At 42.4% G+C, this 17657-nt stretch carries 14 protein-coding genes; 2 read left to right on the forward strand and 12 right to left on the reverse strand.

Features of this window, described 5'->3' with window-relative positions; all coding sequences use genetic code 11:
* Positions 1–31: 31 nt before the first annotated feature.
* Positions 32–796, reverse strand: a complete 765-nt coding sequence (locus QI30_RS11530; protein WP_020189233.1) for a prolyl oligopeptidase family serine peptidase — start codon at positions 794–796, stop codon at positions 32–34.
* 133 nt (positions 797–929) lie between these two features.
* On the opposite strand from QI30_RS11530, the gene QI30_RS11535 reads away from it, so the two are divergent.
* A complete protein-coding gene (locus QI30_RS11535) occupies positions 930–1742 on the forward strand; it encodes a Cof-type HAD-IIB family hydrolase (RefSeq protein ID WP_126990863.1) in 813 nt (270 codons plus the stop codon).
* A gap of 12 nt (positions 1743–1754) precedes the next feature.
* On the forward strand, positions 1755–2612 hold the full coding sequence (locus tag QI30_RS11540) for a DegV family protein (protein ID WP_126990864.1): 858 nt from the start codon (positions 1755–1757) through the stop codon (positions 2610–2612).
* Positions 2613–2655: 43 nt separating this feature from the next.
* On the opposite strand, the gene QI30_RS11545 is transcribed toward QI30_RS11540, so the two are convergent.
* The 11 genes from QI30_RS11545 to QI30_RS11595 all read right to left on the reverse strand — a co-directional run bounded on the left by QI30_RS11545 (position 2656) and on the right by QI30_RS11595 (position 17639).
* Positions 2656–3036: a YisL family protein gene (locus QI30_RS11545; RefSeq protein ID WP_233600573.1), complete on the reverse strand. Its 381-nt coding sequence runs from the start codon at positions 3034–3036 to the stop codon at positions 2656–2658.
* A 122-nt stretch (positions 3037–3158) separates the two neighbouring features.
* The gene (locus QI30_RS11550) at positions 3159–4058 is read right to left on the reverse strand and encodes a fumarylacetoacetate hydrolase family protein (protein WP_020189229.1); all 900 of its coding nucleotides are present in this window, start codon (positions 4056–4058) and stop codon (positions 3159–3161) included.
* A 210-nt stretch (positions 4059–4268) separates the two neighbouring features.
* A complete protein-coding gene (gene addA, locus QI30_RS11555; RefSeq protein ID WP_126990865.1) occupies positions 4269–7952 on the reverse strand; it encodes a helicase-exonuclease AddAB subunit AddA in 3684 nt (1227 codons plus the stop codon).
* Positions 7933–11451: a helicase-exonuclease AddAB subunit AddB gene (gene addB / locus QI30_RS11560; RefSeq protein ID WP_126990866.1), complete on the reverse strand. Its 3519-nt coding sequence runs from the start codon at positions 11449–11451 to the stop codon at positions 7933–7935. Before addB ends, addA begins: the two co-directional genes overlap by 20 nt.
* Positions 11452–11557: 106 nt before the next feature.
* Complete coding sequence (locus tag QI30_RS11565) at positions 11558–12181, reverse strand: TVP38/TMEM64 family protein (protein ID WP_126990867.1); 624 nt, start codon at positions 12179–12181, stop codon at positions 11558–11560.
* 163 nt (positions 12182–12344) lie between these two features.
* Positions 12345–13463 (reverse strand): PDZ domain-containing protein, encoded by a 1119-nt coding sequence (locus tag QI30_RS11570; RefSeq protein ID WP_020189225.1) that lies wholly within the window; start codon positions 13461–13463, stop codon positions 12345–12347.
* A 121-nt stretch (positions 13464–13584) separates the two neighbouring features.
* Positions 13585–14103 carry a redoxin domain-containing protein gene (locus tag QI30_RS11575; protein ID WP_020189224.1) on the reverse strand — a complete coding sequence of 173 codons (519 nt, stop codon included), beginning with the start codon at positions 14101–14103 and terminating at the stop codon, positions 13585–13587.
* 72 nt (positions 14104–14175) lie between these two features.
* Positions 14176–15063: a permease-like cell division protein FtsX gene (gene ftsX / locus QI30_RS11580; protein ID WP_126990868.1), complete on the reverse strand. Its 888-nt coding sequence runs from the start codon at positions 15061–15063 to the stop codon at positions 14176–14178.
* Positions 15053–15736, reverse strand: a complete 684-nt coding sequence (ftsE, locus tag QI30_RS11585) for a cell division ATP-binding protein FtsE (RefSeq protein ID WP_126990869.1) — start codon at positions 15734–15736, stop codon at positions 15053–15055. The genes ftsX and ftsE overlap by 11 nt, the downstream gene beginning before the upstream one ends.
* 125 nt (positions 15737–15861) lie before the next feature.
* Positions 15862–17040, reverse strand: a complete 1179-nt coding sequence (locus QI30_RS11590) for a DUF4097 family beta strand repeat-containing protein (RefSeq protein ID WP_126990870.1) — start codon at positions 17038–17040, stop codon at positions 15862–15864.
* Between the two features lie 44 nt (positions 17041–17084).
* Positions 17085–17639, reverse strand: coding sequence for a hypothetical protein (locus QI30_RS11595; protein ID WP_158621030.1), 555 nt, complete (start codon positions 17637–17639; stop codon positions 17085–17087).
* Positions 17640–17657: the final 18 nt, after the last annotated feature.

Raw genomic sequence — 17657 nt, forward strand, 5'->3', positions numbered from 1 at the left:
TCTCTCTATAGTAGATACCTCTATCATACAATTAACGCAAATGCTCTGCAAGCCAAGCAACTCCGGCAAGCATCCCGCTACGATTTACTTTATGTCCCTCATTCTTCGCAATATCAAAACGAATCAACTCTGGATTGTTTTCATATAAAGGCTGGAACTTTGCGACATACGTATCGTAGGCCAAATTAAATGGTACGGTTTTATCTTGCTTCCCATGCCAGAAATAAACAGGACGATTGTTTAGTTTTTCAGGTGTTAAGCTTAAATCAAGCGATGTTAGGGTATTCATTAAATCCGTAAGTTCTTGCTCTGTCAGCTGTAAGTCAAAGCCTTGCGCTTCAATTTGTGCTAATTGTCCTTTTGCTAATGTCACGTATGTAGCGGTACCCATGTAAACAGCGGCCGTTTCAACAAAGTCGAAAACCTTTAAGCAACCCAGTGTTGTAATGCCGCCCATCGATGTACCAGCTAAGCCAAAGCGACCTGTAAAGCCTTTGCGACGTAGCTCTTCATAAAGGAATTTTACTTCTTGAATATTTGTTAGCACCGTTTCCCAAAAACGTAAGCTCATTTCAATGGTATTCAATCCTTGTGAGCGCTCACCGTGTAAAATAGCATCCGGCATCAGCACACGCATTCCTTGCTGTACTAAATTATATGCGTAGTGCAGATTATGCTCTTTCGCACTTTGAAAACCATGAATGAAAAGTACGATTGGTGTATCAGCAGTCGCCTTTTCTTCATCATAAACGTGTAACAAAGGGATATTTCCCCATTTTTCATTAGCTACTATCATGTATTTTCAGCTCCTATTCATTCCTATCCTATCAAAAATGCCATTTCATGACAAAACTTTGACGCAGTACAAAAGAAAAAGTAAACTTATTTCGATAGTATTTACGATTTAGTAAGAAAGGGGTAAAAATATAATGAAGCCTCATTTAATTGTGTTAGACTTAGATGGTACGCTATTAACTGATGACAAAATAATTTCTGCACATACAAAGCATGCACTCAAAATAGCACGTGCTGAGGGACATCAGGTCATGATTGCGACAGGACGTCCTTATCGTGCTAGTAAATTATATTATAATGAATTAGATTTAATGACACCGATTGTTAATTTCAACGGTGCCTATGTTCATCATCCGAGAGCCGCAGCCTTTCATGCGATGCACACACCGATTGGCTTGCCTGATGTGCATGACATCGTAGATTCGCTTGCACCGTTTCAGCTTGATAATATTTTAGCCGAGGTGAAAGATGACGTGTATATCCAAAATCACGATGCGCGTCTACTCGATATTTTAAGCATGGGGAATCCCGTTATTACAGAGGGGCCTTTAGCTCAAACGCTTAAATCTTCACCTACTAGTATTTTATTGCAAGCAAAAGAAAATGATGTAGCAGTGATTCGTAAGCATTTAGCGGATACAAAAGCTGATTTGATAGACCATCGTCGCTGGGGAGACCCGTGGCATGTTATAGAAATCGTGCATCGTGGTATTCATAAAGCAAAAGGTGTTGCGCATGTATCGCGTGAATTAGGTATTCCACGCGAACGCATTATTGCTTTTGGTGACGAGGATAATGATTTAGAAATGATTGATTATGTAGGTCTTGGTGTTGCAATGGACAATGCCATTCCTCAATTAAAAAACATAGCGAATGAAATAACAGCCAGCAATAACGAGGACGGGATTGCGGCGCTTTTAGCTGATCGATTACAGCTGAAATTATAGGAGGTTTTTTTTATGAAAATTTTTACCGATAGTGCCTGTGACTTACCAAAGGCATATTTTACTGAGCATGATGTCCATTTATTCCCACTACGTGTTGAAATTAGTGGTCAAGAATTTGACGACGTAGTAGGCATCGAACCAATCGAAATTTACAATCAAATTCGTAACGGCAATCGCCCGAAAACATCCCAAGTATCACCTGAAGCATTCTTAACGGCTTTTACAGAGCTTGCAAAATCAGGCGAACAAGGCTTATACATTGCCTTTTCTTCTAATTTATCAGGCACGTATTCAACAGCAATGATGCTGCGTGAGCAAGTACGCGAAGAGTATCCTGATTTACAGCTTGAAATTATCGATACGAAGTGTGCATCACTTGGTATGGGACTTGTTGTTGAAGAAGCCGTGCGTTTACGTGATGAAAACTTCTCATATGAAGAAGTAATCAACCGCACACGTTTCCAAGCGGAGCATATGGAGCACCTCTTTACAGTAGAAGATTTAGATTTCCTAGCAAAAGGTGGTCGCGTGTCAAAATCTAGCGCATTTATCGGGGGCTTATTAAACATTAAACCACTAATGCATATGGAAGATGGCAAACTTGTGCCGATTGAAAAAATTCGTGGCCGTAAAAAAGTCTTTAAACGCATTATCGACGTAATGGCTGAACGCGGTGAAAACTTATCAGACCAAGTGATTGGTATTTCACACGGCGATGATATGGATGCTGCAAATGAAATGAAACGTATGATTGTTGATGCTTTCCATCCAAAAGCCGTTCAAATCGAGATTGTTGGTTCAACGATTGCGTCTCATACGGGTCCAAGTGTTATTGCAATTTTCTTCTTAAATCGCCAATTTAACGCATAAAAAAACAGGGGTCGCGACTGCGACTCCTGTTTTTTTATGCTCATTAGTTACCGAATAAATTAATACCTACTGGTAAATAGCTACCTACTAGGAATGTGATAATAAAAACAACGATAAAGCCAATCATAAAGCCTTTGCCATTTTTACCTTTTTGACTCTTCACTAATGCCATTTCCATTAAGCCAATTGTGACAACACCTAAAACAAGCTTGATACCATACATCATATCGTTGATGCCATGGTAATTTAAGAATAATAATAGGCCTGAAACAATAATGAAAATGTAGAACAAGCGTAAAATCATATGTGTTACTTTACGACCTTTTGCATCTGGTTTTGAGAAATAAGCAACGAAAAATAAAATGATGCCGACTGCCCAAGCCGCGATGTGCAAATGCGTCGTACTAGATAATGCGTCCATCATAATGATGTCCCCCTCAAAAATTTAAATTTGTGCACTTTTATCGTATCAAAGCCGTTTTAACTATACAACTGATAAAAACCCCCTGGACCAAAGTTCAGGGGGTTTTGTGCCGAATTCGACAATTATTCGAAACGATTCACTAAAGTACCGATACCTTCGATTGATACTTTCACTGTATCGCCTGCTTTTAAAAATTGTGGTGGTGTCATCCCTTTACCAACACCGGCTGGCGTACCTGTTAAAATAACATCTCCTGGCTCTAATGTGACAAGGCTTGAGATTTCAACGATCAAGTCTTCAACTGTGTGCATCATTTGGGCAGTTGTGCCATTTTGACGTACTTCGTCATTTACTTTTGTTACGACCGTTAATTTTTGTGGATCAGGAATTTCATCTTTCGTTACAAGGTATGGACCCATTGGGCAAGAACCATCTAATGATTTCCCTAAGAAATATTGTTTATGTTTATCTTGTAGGTTACGTGCTGTAATGTCGTTGGCAATTGTATAACCAAATACATAGTCGAACGCTAAACCTTTCGGAATATTTTTCCCTTTTTTACCGATAACTACGGCTAATTCACCTTCGTAATCAAGTGAATCCGTTACATCTGCATGCACAGATAATGTTTCTTCATCTGCTGCAATGGCAGTTGGCGCTTTAGTGAATACGACGATATCTTGAGGTGCTTCGCCGCCCATTTCTTTCGCATGCTCACTGTAGTTTTTACCGACGCAGATAATATTTTTCGTCGTACGTGGAATCGGTGCTAACCATTCAATTTCTGTAAATGCACGTTTGAAATCTGCTGGATTTTCTGATTTCTCCGCAGCTTCCACTAACTTACGTGCAGCTTCAACGAATTCAAAGCCAAATGTCATCCCTTCAACGATTGTTTTAGCGAATGATGGTAATACTTGTAGTTGTTCTTGGATTGCTAGCACGTCCCAAACGGCTTCCTCTTTTTTTACTTTAGGTCCGAAGCTAACAACATCGTTATAGCGAAATGATAAAATTTTCATGAATAGTAGCACTCCTTCTTCTTTTTTCCATCATACATCATTTTCTAAATAATTTCCTCCATTTTCGTGCGAATTTTCGGTAAGTTATGAATTTCCACACAATTTGTTGAAATTTCTCTAAAAATGGACATGAAGATGAAAAGAATAACATGGTGACAACGCATTTTCTAACGAATCATTGCGACTTCATCATGTTTTTACAATAATATTCTACAGTACCACTGTTTCGCTACTATCAAACGCATAAATTACTTTTTCTGCAATTTTTATTCCTAAAATACATTCGATTGCCTCTGTGTAAAGTGCCAGCTGAACCTCATATCGTTCACGAAGTGCTTGCTCTGGATTCGCATGATTTTTTAAACGGTCGGTCTTGTAATCAAGCAGAATCCACTCCCCTGTCGGCATTTCAAGTAAGCAGTCAATAATCCCTTGGACGATTTGCTCATCACCATCTGCATCGGCTCTGCGATACGTAAATGGTAACTCACGATGAATTGCTTTTGCCTCTTTGAAACGCGTACCAATGGAAGAGTCGAAAAAGGCTAAAATATTTTTATAATAAATTGTTTTTGCTTCTGCTTCTGTTAACAGTTCATTTTCTACAAGCTGTTCAACGAATGCAGCTACTTGTGGAATCGTCGCAAAGCCTTGCTGTGGTGCATGCTGCATAACGGTATGCATCGCTGTCCCCGCTTCTGCTGCTGTCATCTTCTTCTCCTGCATAAAACGCGGACGTGTTGCAACGCGCTGTGCGGATGGCTTAGTCGTCGCAAAAATTTCTGGTAGTTCCTGCTGCTCAAGCGTTTGCAGACGCTTCAATTCACTAACAGAGGCCTTTGAGCGTTTATGCAAGCGATTTTTATGCGGATACGGGGTATCAAAGCGTTGTTCAATGCGTGCTAGTAACGCTTTATCCACTGGTGTATCCGCTACTTCTACGACTTCATCTTCGACTGTTGCCGCCTGGAATGTCGTCGCATCAACGATTTGAACATCAAAGCGCGACGGCTCATCAGGTCGTGCAGACAATACCATATCAAGCGTCTGTTGGTAATCTGCATGACGCGCAATAGCTGGACCAACCCAGTCAAAATAATTTGAGGCGGTTCGGCGTATATACGGCGGTAGTGGCTCATCGAGAGAAAGCTGTTGCATCTCATGCCACGTAATCGCGGTGTTTTCCCAGTTTTTCACTGTACCGACTAAAAATAGCTTTTCTTTTGCACGTGTCATGGCTACATAAAGGACACGCATTTCCTCCGCTTTCATTTCAAGTAACTTTTTCTCCTTCACTGCTAAAAATGGCAGTGAGGTATATTGCAATCTTTTTTCTGGATCAATCATCTTCACCGCTAGGCCAAAGTTTTGGTCAAATAAATACGGTAAATTGAAATCCATTTTATTAAATGGGCGCCCCATTCCTGCCACAAAAACATAGGGGAATTCGAGCCCCTTTGAGCCATGAATCGTCATCAAGCGTACCACGTTTTCTGATTGGCTAATTGCTTTTGCAGTTCCTAAATCTTCACCGCGTAAACGAATACGGTCAACAAAACGTAGGAACCGGAATAGCCCACGGAATGCTGTTTTTTCATATGCAATCGCCCGGTCATAAAGCGCACGTAAATTCGCTTGACGCTGCTTACCATTCGACATGGCCCCCGCCATTTCATAATAATTCGTATCCATATACACTTGCCAGATTAATTCTGCAAGTGAACCACGGCGGGCTAAATCTCGCCAATCATCAAACTGTAGTAAAAAGCGCTGTAATTTCTCAGCTGTTCCTGCATGAAGACCGCTACGCTCTTTTAGTACAAATGATTTCAGTGCATCATAAAACGATGCTTTCGGTTCGGCTAAACGAATCGCCGCCAACTCATTTTCCGTCATGCCCACAAATGGCGCACGCAATACAGATGCGAGTGGAATATCCTGATATGGATTATCGATAATACGTAATGTATTCATCATAATCATCACTTCAAGCTCTTCAAAATAACCTGCTGATAGCTCCGCATACAACGGGATACCGGCCAATTTAAATTCTTCCACAAAGTCATTTGACCATGTCATAGAACGCATTAAAATAACAATGTCACGGTACTCCATATCACGCTTCATCGGATTACCCGCCGCATCTTTTTCGTACGCATCATACACCTGTGCACCCGTATCAATGAGCTGTTTAATTTGCCCAATAATATACCGCGCCTCAAGTTGTGATTTCTTCATTTCCTCTTCTGCCTGAAGCTCTGGCGTTTCTGCCTCTTCCTCAAGCTCGGGTGTATGCAGTACTGCGAGTGTAATCGGCATATCAAGTTCTGCGTACGGTGCTTGTGGTTTCAATGCAGCCGCATCGTCATAATCGATTTCGCCGACTTCCTCACTCATAATTTGTTTAAAAATATAGTTCGTGCCATCTAATACTTCGTGACGACTACGGAAGTTCGCATTTAAATCAATTTTCATACCCGTATTTTCTGCCTGCTCGGTAAAGCGCGCATACTTATCTAAAAATAGTCCCGGCTCTGCTAATCGGAAGCGATAGATCGACTGCTTCACATCGCCGACCATAAATAGATTCCCATCTGCCTCAGCACCTGCTTTTACTAATTGTAAAATGGTCTCCTGTAGGCGGTTTGTATCCTGGTATTCATCGACAAGTACTTCTTTAAAGCGTGCTTCATACGCTTTGGCGACGTCCGATGCCACAATCTTGCCATCAACTTCCTGTGTTAAAATTGCCAGCGCAAAATGCTCTAAATCGGAGAAATCAACGATGCCTTTTTTATTTTTTGCGGCACTATACGCCACAGTAAATTGTTTCGTTAATTCAACAAGCGTTTGCATTAAAGGATACATATGCTGCATTTCCTCTAATAAGCGCTCTGGACTGCGGCTGAAAAATTGCTCGGTCGCATCAGTCAGTACCTTTTTCGCATCATTACGCTTGGCCTTCGCACGGTCTAGTAGTAATTCGTCGCAAGTCCCTTTTTTCTGGGCCTTCAGTTTGCCCCATTTAAACACTGTGAAAAAGGCATAGGCCTCCTCCCATGAGCGTTCGTTTAGGAATGCTCGAGCTTCGTGTAACAAAATTAAATCTGCCTGCGCGGTTTCACCGTAAGCATCTGGGCCATCGGGTGTATTCGCTAACGCACGTACTTCTAAAATAAGCGCAATGGCCTCGTCGACACTATGCACCATTGTTTGACGAATTGATTGAACAAAATCAAGCTCATCAAGTGACGTCACACCGTCCATATTGTAGCGCTCTGGTAAGTCATCCAACCAGCGGAAAGGCTCTGGATTTACGCGAGCCATATCATACAATTTTTCAATTAACACTTCAATGTCCTGGTCATTACGGTCTGATGTAAAGGCATCCACTAGGCGATACATCTCACTTGGATCTGCGACATCATATGCCGCCTCTAATACTTCTGCCATCGTGTCATCTTTTAAAAGTGCCGCTTCATTTTCATTGGCAATACGGAAGCCGGGGTCGATATTTAGTAAATATGCATACTGCTTCACAATCGCTAAACAGAATGAATGCAGTGTTGAGATTTGTGCCTTATTCACAAGCGTTAATTGGCGGCGTAAGTGCTGTGATTCTGGATTCGCCTTTACGGCCTTTTCGAGTGCTGTTGCCATTCGTTGACGCATTTCAGCGGCAGAGGCATTTGTAAACGTCACAACTAATAATTCGTCGACATTAATTGGATTGACTTCATCAATGACCTTTTGTATAAGACGCTCAATCAAAACCGCCGTTTTACCTGAGCCGGCTGCTGCAGAGACGAGTGTATCCTGCCCCTTCGCCCAAATTGCCTTCCACTGGTCATCCGTCCATGTGACGTCCTGCGGTTTAATCGGTAATGTTGTCATCTGCCACCGCCTCCTTACGAATTTTCTCAATTACAACTTCTGGCTTGTCGATTGGCAATGCGCGGTATTGTTGATGCGCGTCATTGACATCAAACTGACAAACCGATTTATAGGAACAATATTCACATGCTGTTTTTTGTTTCATACGATACGGACTAATCGACGTATCACCTTTTAAAATGCCTTGTCCCGCTATTTTATGCTTTTGACGGACGAATTTTTGAAGGTCACCCATATCCTTTTCATTAATGACTGAGCTCCAGCTTGCGGATGTCGAGCCATCCTTTTTTAAGTAAGCCGGGATAATATGAGAACGCCCACCATTGTCCGCTAAGTTTTCATCCATTTCAACGAGCACATCTCGATTATCAAGCAGTAGGCCCTTCATTTTGAAGTCCTTCAATACTTCCTGCTCCTGCGCGTCATTACTCAGTACGGCATCCGCTTTTAACATGGGATTGTGGACGTGAATATATAATACACCGCCTGCCTCCGCATGAAGTGGTAGCCATTCACTTGAATTTGTCATCGCAACATCTAAATACGTCAGCATTTGTAGCGATAGCCCATGATAGACATCATTTAAGTCTAATTTTTGCGCAGAAGATTTATAGTCAATCACACGAATATACGGCTTATTATTCACTTCTGTCGCATCAATACGGTCGATTCGTCCACGCATTTGTAGCTTATGCTCATTATCAAGCTGAATAACAAGCGGTGGGAGCATATCGCCCTGTCCTGGACCAAAGGCAGCTTCAATAGCAATTGGCTTAAAGCCCGTCGTTTTAGCATGATTCGCTAGCGACAGCATCGTACGCTCAACGATTTGTGTCAGTTTACGCATAATATAACGATAGCGCGCCGTGCTAAGTAAAATTTTGTGATACAGCATCGGTACGATTTCCGCCACCGCTTCTTGCGAAAGTTTACGGCATTCCTCAACAGACAACTGTCCCCATGTCAGACCGAGTGCCTCTGTTTTTTCTGAAATGTATTTAAGCGCCGCATGGAATAAATCACCGATAGTTGGCGTTTCGAGGCGGTATTCTTTACGTTCCTCTAAATGCAGTCCATAGGTCGTGAAATGGGAGAATGGACAGCTATAATATTTTTCAATACGCGATACACTCGAAATAATGTCTTTTCCATATAATTCACGTGTATATTCTGGTGTTAGATTTTCAGCGCGATTATGCGTAATAAGTGGCCGCATCAAACGCTTCAGTACATCTTCCCAGTAGGGATCATTCTGATAATATTCCTTCAGCGCAGCCCATGCCGGTGTCAGCGCATCTTGGTCATAGTACTGCTTACGAAGCTGAATCATTAAATACGCGAGTGCCGTACGTGGGTGTGCGATATAATGCCAGTCATCCTCGGTATCAAGCGATTCCTCGGGGCTCATATAAATATAGCGCTCCTCTAAGCCCGGTACGAGATCATGAATTTTCTTCAAATAGGTCGACGGCAAGACACTTTTCCCTTCACTATCTGCCATCGTATAGCTAATAAATAGTTCATGTGATGCTACGGTAAATGCACGGTAGGCGATAAAATTTTCCTCAAGTAAACGCTCACGAGAGGTTGGTGCAATCTCATTCCCCGTGCGCTCAAACCACTCGCGCTCTGTATCTGCTAGCAGGCCTTCACGGTCGATACGCTGCGGGTAAACTCCTTCATTCATGCCAATGACAAATACTGCTTTCATATTCATTAAACGCGCTAAATCTGCCGTTACGACTGTCACCTCATCAATTGACGGTGGAATGCGTGAAAACTCGAGTGAATCCAGCCCCTCATCTAAAATTTCAATGAATTCATCAAGCGTTAATTCCACATCGCCAAACATTTCGACGAATTGGTCGAGCACATTCACCCATTCATTCCATGCCTGCTCATGCTCGGTCGCCGCAAGGAGCTTGCCATGCGCATTTTCATAATCTTTTAGCTCTTGTAGCTTCGCAAAAATTGCTAATTCATCAATGAACGTGTATAAAATTTCTGCATAGGCCCGACCCGTATGTGCTTGCTCTAATTGCTGCTGTAGCTGTTGCAGCGGTTCACGTACAAGTACACGTACCGCTTCAATTTCTTGCTGGAATGCACGCTCTTCATCGGTTTGCTTTGTTGTGAAAAATTCTAAGCCACGGTATTTTTTATACACCCAGCGAATATCATCAAACCAGCGCTCTCCATAAATCCCTTGTGCCATCACAAAGTTTTCTAACCGATCTGCACGCTCGCGCCAAATTTTCTTATCTGCATGTAATGGGAAAAATAAATCCGTCTTAATCGCACGGAAAATCGGCTCATACTTCCAATCCGTTTGAATGCTCTCTAAAATCGAGCGACTAAATTCAATGAGCGGGTGATGCAGCATTGGTTTCTTTTGGCTAATGAAAAACGGAATGTCATATTGCGGAAAAATGGTGGATAGCAGTGGATCATACTGCTCTGCCTGACGGTAAATAATCGCCATTTCATTGTAGGCAATGCCCTCATGTGACAGCGTCCGAATTTTTCGCGCGACCTCATGGATTTCCGCATGAGGATTAACGGCTGCCGCAATATCGAGATGCGCCGTCGTTTTCGCCTGCTTCGGATGATAGTGCTCAAACTGCGATTCAATCGTTTGAAGCGTATCATTACTATAGCGCATCGTCTGCGTTAAATGGACATCTGGTTTCACTTCAATACCGTTTGAAAACGCGACATCTTTTAAGCGACGTGCTGTATTTGCCGGCTCATAAAATAACGCCTGCTCATCATCTGCATCAAACTCCTGCTCAAATGGTAGTGCTATCGTGACATTTTTTGCGGTCGCAAGAAGCTCTTGCACAAGCTCAAACTCCTGCGTGGTAAACGACATAAAGCCATCAATATAAATTGATGCCTCGCGAATCATCGTCGAATGGACTAATTTTTGTTGAAGTAGTGGTAAATAACCCTCGCTATCGACATAGGTCGTCCCCAGTCGCTCCTCAACTGCTGCCTGAATTAATTGAATATCATGCACCTTATCTTGCAACGTGCGCGGTGCGTCTAATTGGTCGAACTCACGTTGAATCAATGCCATCTTGTCGCCATTGACGCTATAGCGGCTTAATTCCTTTAATAATTGCTCCATTTCTTCTGTAAAGCCACGTTTATCCGCAGCTTTCCCGAAAAGACGTAGCTTATCTTTATTTTCTTCTAGGATACTTTTTAGTAGCATGCGGTAACCAAAGCCATTGAGCTCCTGACGGCTAATCCCACCTGCCTCCTGTAAAATGCGCCATGCTAATCGCTTAAATGATGTGACCTGCACGCGAATTGTTCCGCGTGACTCCCCAGCCATCCACGTTAAATTGCGTTCACTTGAAAATGACATTTGGTCTGGAACAACCATAAATATCGGCGCCCCAAGTGGTTCTTTATTGACTGCATCCATGATTTCGCGTTCCATGAAATGTGTTTTGCCAACGCCTGCTCGCCCTGAAATGACACGTAAAGCCATCGTACTCCCCCTCTAAAACGTAATTACCTTTATTATACATGGACTTGCCTGTATTCGCACAAAATAAGAACGTATATTCGCTTATTTCTCAAAATAAAAAAACCTTCTAGTCATCAGAAGGTTTTTTCTGTTTATTATTCAAGTCCTGTATCATCTTCGCATTCATTCGCTTTTCAGCATATTTACCGCCGCCCCACATAATCAAAATGACGAGCACGACAATAATCGAGCGTTCGGGCTGCGTAATTAACGCACGTAAATCCGAACCAATCCAGCTAATAACAAGGAGCTGGATGATTTTTGCTAACAAAATCGTAACGAAATAATGCTTCTTTTTTAATTTTGATAAGCCGGCCACAACATTGACAATAGACGTTGGTGTAAACGGAAAGCATAGCAACACAAAAAGCGGTGTAAAGCCATGATATTCCACCCATTTAATAAGTTTTGTAACGGCTTTACGCTCTGTAATAAAACGAAAAACCTTGGCGTGACCAAATCGTCTTACAAGTAAGAAAACGCAGTACGCTCCGGCTACAGAACCTGTCCAAGATAATAAAAAGCCCATCCACATACCATATGCAGACGCATTTGCAACGACAAATGCCGCAAGTGGTAGTACCGGTAAAAATGCTTCAAAAAATGGCAATAAGAATGCCAGCAGCATCCCGATAAATTGATGTTGCTGGGCAACGGCTTGAAAATTTTCTACAGTCAACCACGCTGGCATAGCCTTGCCCCCTTCGTACATAACCTCTAATCATAGAGCGTTTTACATCGTTAAAAGTTTCTACATTATTTATTTTATTATAGCGGGAACCCTTCTTTATTTTCAAAAAATAGAGGTGATTCCATAAAAAAAGAAAGGCGTTGGAATAGCCTCTCCACCGATATTATTTCAGCACAATTAAGCCAATTCGGAAATGATCATGGCGGAAAATAACATGCTGACGAATACGAATTTCATTTTGCGCATCTAGCACTTCAATACGACAATGTGCCGCATTGATTTGCAATGCCTCATAAAGCTCCGTCTCTGTTTTTACAGGTATGCCATTGACGCGGCGAATAATTTCACCGACCTCGATGCCCATCGCTTCAGCTGGTGACTCTGGTAAGACAGCTGCAACTACAACGCCTGCATCTTGAGGCGTCACCGCAAATTGTCCTTTACGCTCACGTACAGAATAAATAATCGAAATTAACGCGCGACCAACAAATGCGACCGCAACTGCCGCAATGCCCATAATCGGGAAGAAAATTGCCAAAATCGCTTCAATCAATACGAGTACACCAAGCAACTGAATCGTCGCACCGACTTGCGGATAAAAAGCCTTCGCAAGCATTTTACGGGCACGTTGCTGGAAGCCAATAACGACTGGGAATAACACAAGTCCATACGTTTCGCCACCTAATGACAGTTGTGGCCAAAACGGGGCCCAATCTGGAATCGCGCCACCCGGAATAAAGAATACGACAGGTAAAATCCAAATACGCTTCGATAAATACGTCACTGCACGCAAGCCACGTGCTGTCGTTTGTAGACGAGGCGACGCATTATTCGCTGCATATTTTCGTACAAGCTGCCCTTCAATCAGCAATACAAGTGCGATAATCAGTGGCACTGAAATCAATAAATTTTTATGCATCACTGTCGCATCAAATTGCCAGCCCAAAATCGACCATGACCAATCGTACATATACGTTAGCCAAATCGCGATAAATGCGACCGCAAAGCCGTATGCCGCAGATGCTAAATGATAATAAAATGAAATAACACCGACTAGCATCACAAGCGTTACAAGCACTATGTATTCAACCGGTAAAACGATGCCTACGATGATACTAATGAGTGAGAAAATGAGCGCCATTGCCCATCCTTCTTTTAATAAATAAACAGCCTCATACATGCCCCAGTGAATACGTCGATTAAACGATTTTCGTTCATTAATCACACGACGATACCCAATAAGGATACAAAATAAAATCGCCACATACAGTAGCGGATTCATGAAGAGTCTGCCGATACCTTTTGCTATCTCCACAACGATATCCAGTGTGATTCACCTCGCCTTAATGTAAATTATTAACTGTTTCTATTGTAACAAAGTGAACCTCTTTAGGCGAACGAACTTAGCGCATTTCGTTAAATATCTGTTGTAATTGCGCTGAACTTACGCCACCTTCAACTTTTTTATGAATGATTCCGTCCGCATCAATGAAATATGACGTTGGAACCGCTGCGATTTGGTACACTTTACTTACTTCATCCATCGCATCTAGCACCGTCTTAAATGGCATCTCATATTTTTCAACAAATGCTTCCACTGGTGCGCTCCCAGTCTCTGTTGACGTTAAATTAACCGATAAAATCTCGATACCTTCTTTTTGATGTGCCTTATAGTAAGCGACCATATCCGGCGTTTCCTTGATACATGGTGGACACCACGTCGCCCAAAAATTCACGAGCACGCGTTTCCCTTCGTAATCACTTAAGTTCACCACATCCCCTTCTAGCGTACGCAGTTTAAAATCTGGCGCCTTATCGCCGATTTTAATGCCCTCTGCTACAGAAGGTTCTTTCATCCAAGTAGTATAGATCGTCACGCCAATTAATAGCGCAACAAGTGCCACCCCTAGCCATTTTTTCATGTTCCCACATCCTTTCCATTATCTTAACATGCAAAAAGGGAATGCCCTATACTAGACATTCCCTCTTTTCGCTTATTTCACAGCTAAATATTTTCGGATAGACATTGCACTTCCAAATATCCCAATAACGACGCCCATCGCTAATAAAATGACACTTAGACGCAGCAGGAAATTCGTTGGTTCAAGGAAGCTAAATACTTCATTTTGCACGATAGGTGACAGTCGCTCATAAAGACTCATATAGCCGGCAGCTACAGCGATAATCGGCAGCACCGCACCGAATAAGCCCAGCCACATTCCCTCTAGCATAAACGGCACACGCACATAATTATTTGTTGCGCCGACAAGCTTCATAATTTCAATTTCGTGCTGACGTGCAGCAATTGTTAGCTTAATGGTATTTGAAATTAAAAATACCGCCATCAATACTAATGCAACGATAAATACGAGCCCAATCGTTCGTGTTGTATCGACCATTTGAAAGAACTTATCTATCTTCCCTTTTCCGTATAAGACTTCAGATGTCCCTTTTAGCGCATCAATTTGACGGGCCACATCCGCTGTCTTTTGCGGCTCTGTCGCTTTGACATAGAGCACATTATGTAATGGATTTTCTTGGTCCACTAAGCTTAAATCTTCACCAAAATCATCGATTACTTTTTGTAATTCATCCTCCTTGGATGAATAGCGCACCTCCGCAACATCTGGTAGCTTCTTAACCTTTTGCGCGAGCGCGAGTGCCTTCGTTTCCTTCATTGTCGTATCAATGAGCACTTTCACTTCAACATCCTTTTCAAAATCAGAAGCGATTTTATTAACGTTTAAAATCAGCGCTACAAAGACACCAACAAGGAGCAGCGTCACCGTTACAGCCCCAACAGAAGCAAGCGACATCCAGCGATTACGCCAAATGGATATAAAGCTATCTCGTAGATGACGAATCCATGTTTTAATAGCCATCATAGTCACCTCCAGCTCGGTCACTGACGATGCGCCCTTTTTCAATGCGAACGACACGATGACGCATGCCGTCGACCACTTCTCGATTATGCGTCGCCATAATAACCGTCGTGCCCTGCGCATTAATCGCTTCAAGCACCTTCATGACCTCCCACGTTGTCGTCGGGTCCAAATTTCCCGTTGGCTCATCCGCTATAACAATTTTCGGTTGATTGACGATGGCCCTCGCAATCGCGACACGCTGCTGCTCGCCACCCGACAATTCATGTGGAAAACGCTTTGCCTTCGTCGCAAGACCAACGAGCTTTAGCACCTCCGTGACACGTTGCTTAATAAACTTTTGATCCTTTTCAATAACTTCAAGCGCATAAGCCACATTTTCATAGACGCTTTTTTTCGGCAATAGCTTATAATCTTGAAAAACTACGCCAAGCTGTCGACGTAAAAAGGGTACCTTACGTGCAGATAACTTTGTCACGTCTACTTGATTAACGAGCACCTTCCCGGCCGATGCGCGCTCCTCTGCATATAACATTTTTATAAATGTCGATTTCCCTGCGCCACTTGGACCGACCACATAAACAAATTCGCCTTGTGCAATCGACACATTTAAGCCCTGTAGCGCCTTACTGCCACCAGGATATTTTTTGAAAACCTGCTTCATTTCAATCATTGTGTCGCCTCACCTTTATACTATTCTCTGCTAGTTATAATACCACATATTAAGACGTTCGCATCCTGTAAAATGGCATAAAAAAAGGAGGCTAGCGCATTCGCTAAACCTCCGAAAATATTTATTTATAGAGCATAGCGTACGACTACGGTGCCAGTACGTGCTTCTGCTTCTAATACAAGTGGTGCATTGTCATCCACTTTTTTCTCAAAGCGTACAGATTTCGATAAAAATTGTTCCTGTGATTGCAATAGTTCGACATCGTGTAGCTGTACATCGATTTTACCGAAGTTTGAGCTCGCCTCACCACGAATGCCAACCGTATCAGGCACTTGGACTTCAATTGTACCGGCCGTTGTTTGCGCTTTAATTTTTTCAGCATGTGGATCCGTTGTTTTTACTTTAATGGTCCCGTTCGCAGAATGCGCTTCGATTTCGCGGAATGCGCCGTCAATTGATACAAGGCCATTAATCGTTTCCGCATCAACCTCTGTTGCTGCTACCCCTCGAATTTCGATGGCACCATTTGATGTTTCAGCATCAATTTTGCGGAATATTGCGCGTTCTACATTGATTTTGCCATTCATCGTTTGTACATCTAATTCATCTGCATTAATATTCGCTAGCGTAAAGCCGCCGTTAAATAGCTCTGCATGAATTTTTTGATATGTTGCTGCTGGTAAATAAAGCGTTGTATTCACATGGAAGCCGCGGTTATCACTTGTAATGCGGATGGTACCATTGTCATTTTCAGCAGTGAATTTCTTTAAGAATTCTTCCTCTACCTCTTCGTTACGCACCATAAATGTCGGAGAGACAGCCACTTCTACATAGGCTGTACCATTTGTAGATTGCTCAACTTGCACATGGCCATTTGGAATTTTCACGCTAATGTCTTGAATATGGCCTGCACCTAAATCAAAGCGATGCGTGAAGCTGCGTTTCTCACCTGTCAAATCCATGTCGCGTACTTTTGAAAATGTATTCGTTAAAATATCCATAAATTTCGTACTAAATTGTGAAAAGTCTTGCTTCAAATCATCAATAAATTCTTTGTCGGTCTTTTCATCAAAGTTTTTTTGGTCGAAATAATCATCGCCCTTTGCTTCCTCATGCTTCGGTTGCTCTTTTGGCGCTTCTTTTTCTGTTGTATGTTGCTTGAATGGTTCTTGTGGAATGTCAGAAGTTGGTGTCGTTTGCCCTGATTTCTCGTCAGCGATTTTCTCCAGTAAATCTAGTGCTTCTGCTGCAGAGATTACACCCTTCTCAACCAAATCCAAAATGCGTTTACGTTCATCTTGCATACGAACAGCTCCTTTAAAAGTTAGTACTACTATTTACGAATCCATTAGTAAAAAGTTTCATTTCGAATGAATTTTTTTACAAAAGCAGCGATTCGCTCTGGCTGTAGCGGCACCGTATTGTCATATTCGAGAACGACATTTTGCTCAAATAACGCCCCATCTGAATAGACCGGAAAGCGCGTGGCCACGTGCTCTGCCCAGTTGATTGCTGCATATAATGTTGGATTGTGCGCCGCTAATTGGGCACGTTCCATTTCAACTGGCAAAGTTATTTCGACATGCCGTACCTTTATATCTGTATCTTCTACAATATGGGCATCACTATAATACGTCGATAGCTCAATCACGGTATCAACGCCATTTTCTTCATTATCAACGACGATTTTGCGTAGCACATCTACCGCCTTATCTGTTTCTAAACGCTTTTTCATGACCGTTTGAAAATTATGGCCATCAATTCCTTTTGCGCTGAGCACTTCATCCATCAAGCGCTCGATGGTCGCTGGTCCATTAATAAAGGCGGCATGCATCTCCTTTGCAATAGCCTTTGCGATCGTTGTTTTGCCCACACTGGCATACCCCGAAACGATTACTAACATCCTCATCACTCCAAAAAA

Origin of the sequence: Candidatus Kurthia intestinigallinarum, assembly GCF_003991225.1 — a bacterium.
In the GTDB taxonomy this organism is placed as follows: domain Bacteria; phylum Bacillota; class Bacilli; order Bacillales_A; family Planococcaceae; genus Kurthia; species Kurthia populi.

Bases quoted from the DNA above. Each gene is read 5' to 3' on its own strand.
- QI30_RS11535 (WP_126990863.1), top strand. From the start codon at position 930: ATGAAGCCTCATTTAATTGTGTTAGACTTAGATGGTACGCTATTAACT.
- QI30_RS11570 (WP_020189225.1), bottom strand. From the start codon at position 13,463: ATGAATCCGCTACTGTATGTGGCGATTTTATTTTGTATCCTTATTGGG.
- QI30_RS11575 (WP_020189224.1), bottom strand. From the start codon at position 14,103: ATGAAAAAATGGCTAGGGGTGGCACTTGTTGCGCTATTAATTGGCGTG.
- addB (WP_126990866.1), bottom strand. From the start codon at position 11,451: ATGGCTTTACGTGTCATTTCAGGGCGAGCAGGCGTTGGCAAAACACAT.
- QI30_RS11565 (WP_126990867.1), bottom strand. From the start codon at position 12,181: ATGCCAGCGTGGTTGACTGTAGAAAATTTTCAAGCCGTTGCCCAGCAA.
- QI30_RS11545 (WP_233600573.1), bottom strand. From the start codon at position 3,036: ATGATGGACGCATTATCTAGTACGACGCATTTGCACATCGCGGCTTGG.
- QI30_RS11550 (WP_020189229.1), bottom strand. From the start codon at position 4,058: ATGAAAATTTTATCATTTCGCTATAACGATGTTGTTAGCTTCGGACCT.
- ftsX (WP_126990868.1), bottom strand. From the start codon at position 15,063: ATGGCTATTAAAACATGGATTCGTCATCTACGAGATAGCTTTATATCC.
- QI30_RS11595 (WP_158621030.1), bottom strand. From the start codon at position 17,639: ATGTTAGTAATCGTTTCGGGGTATGCCAGTGTGGGCAAAACAACGATC.
- QI30_RS11530 (WP_020189233.1), bottom strand. From the start codon at position 796: ATGATAGTAGCTAATGAAAAATGGGGAAATATCCCTTTGTTACACGTT.
- ftsE (WP_126990869.1), bottom strand. From the start codon at position 15,736: ATGATTGAAATGAAGCAGGTTTTCAAAAAATATCCTGGTGGCAGTAAG.
- addA (WP_126990865.1), bottom strand. From the start codon at position 7,952: ATGACAACATTACCGATTAAACCGCAGGACGTCACATGGACGGATGAC.
- QI30_RS11590 (WP_126990870.1), bottom strand. From the start codon at position 17,040: ATGCAAGATGAACGTAAACGCATTTTGGATTTGGTTGAGAAGGGTGTA.
- QI30_RS11540 (WP_126990864.1), top strand. From the start codon at position 1,755: ATGAAAATTTTTACCGATAGTGCCTGTGACTTACCAAAGGCATATTTT.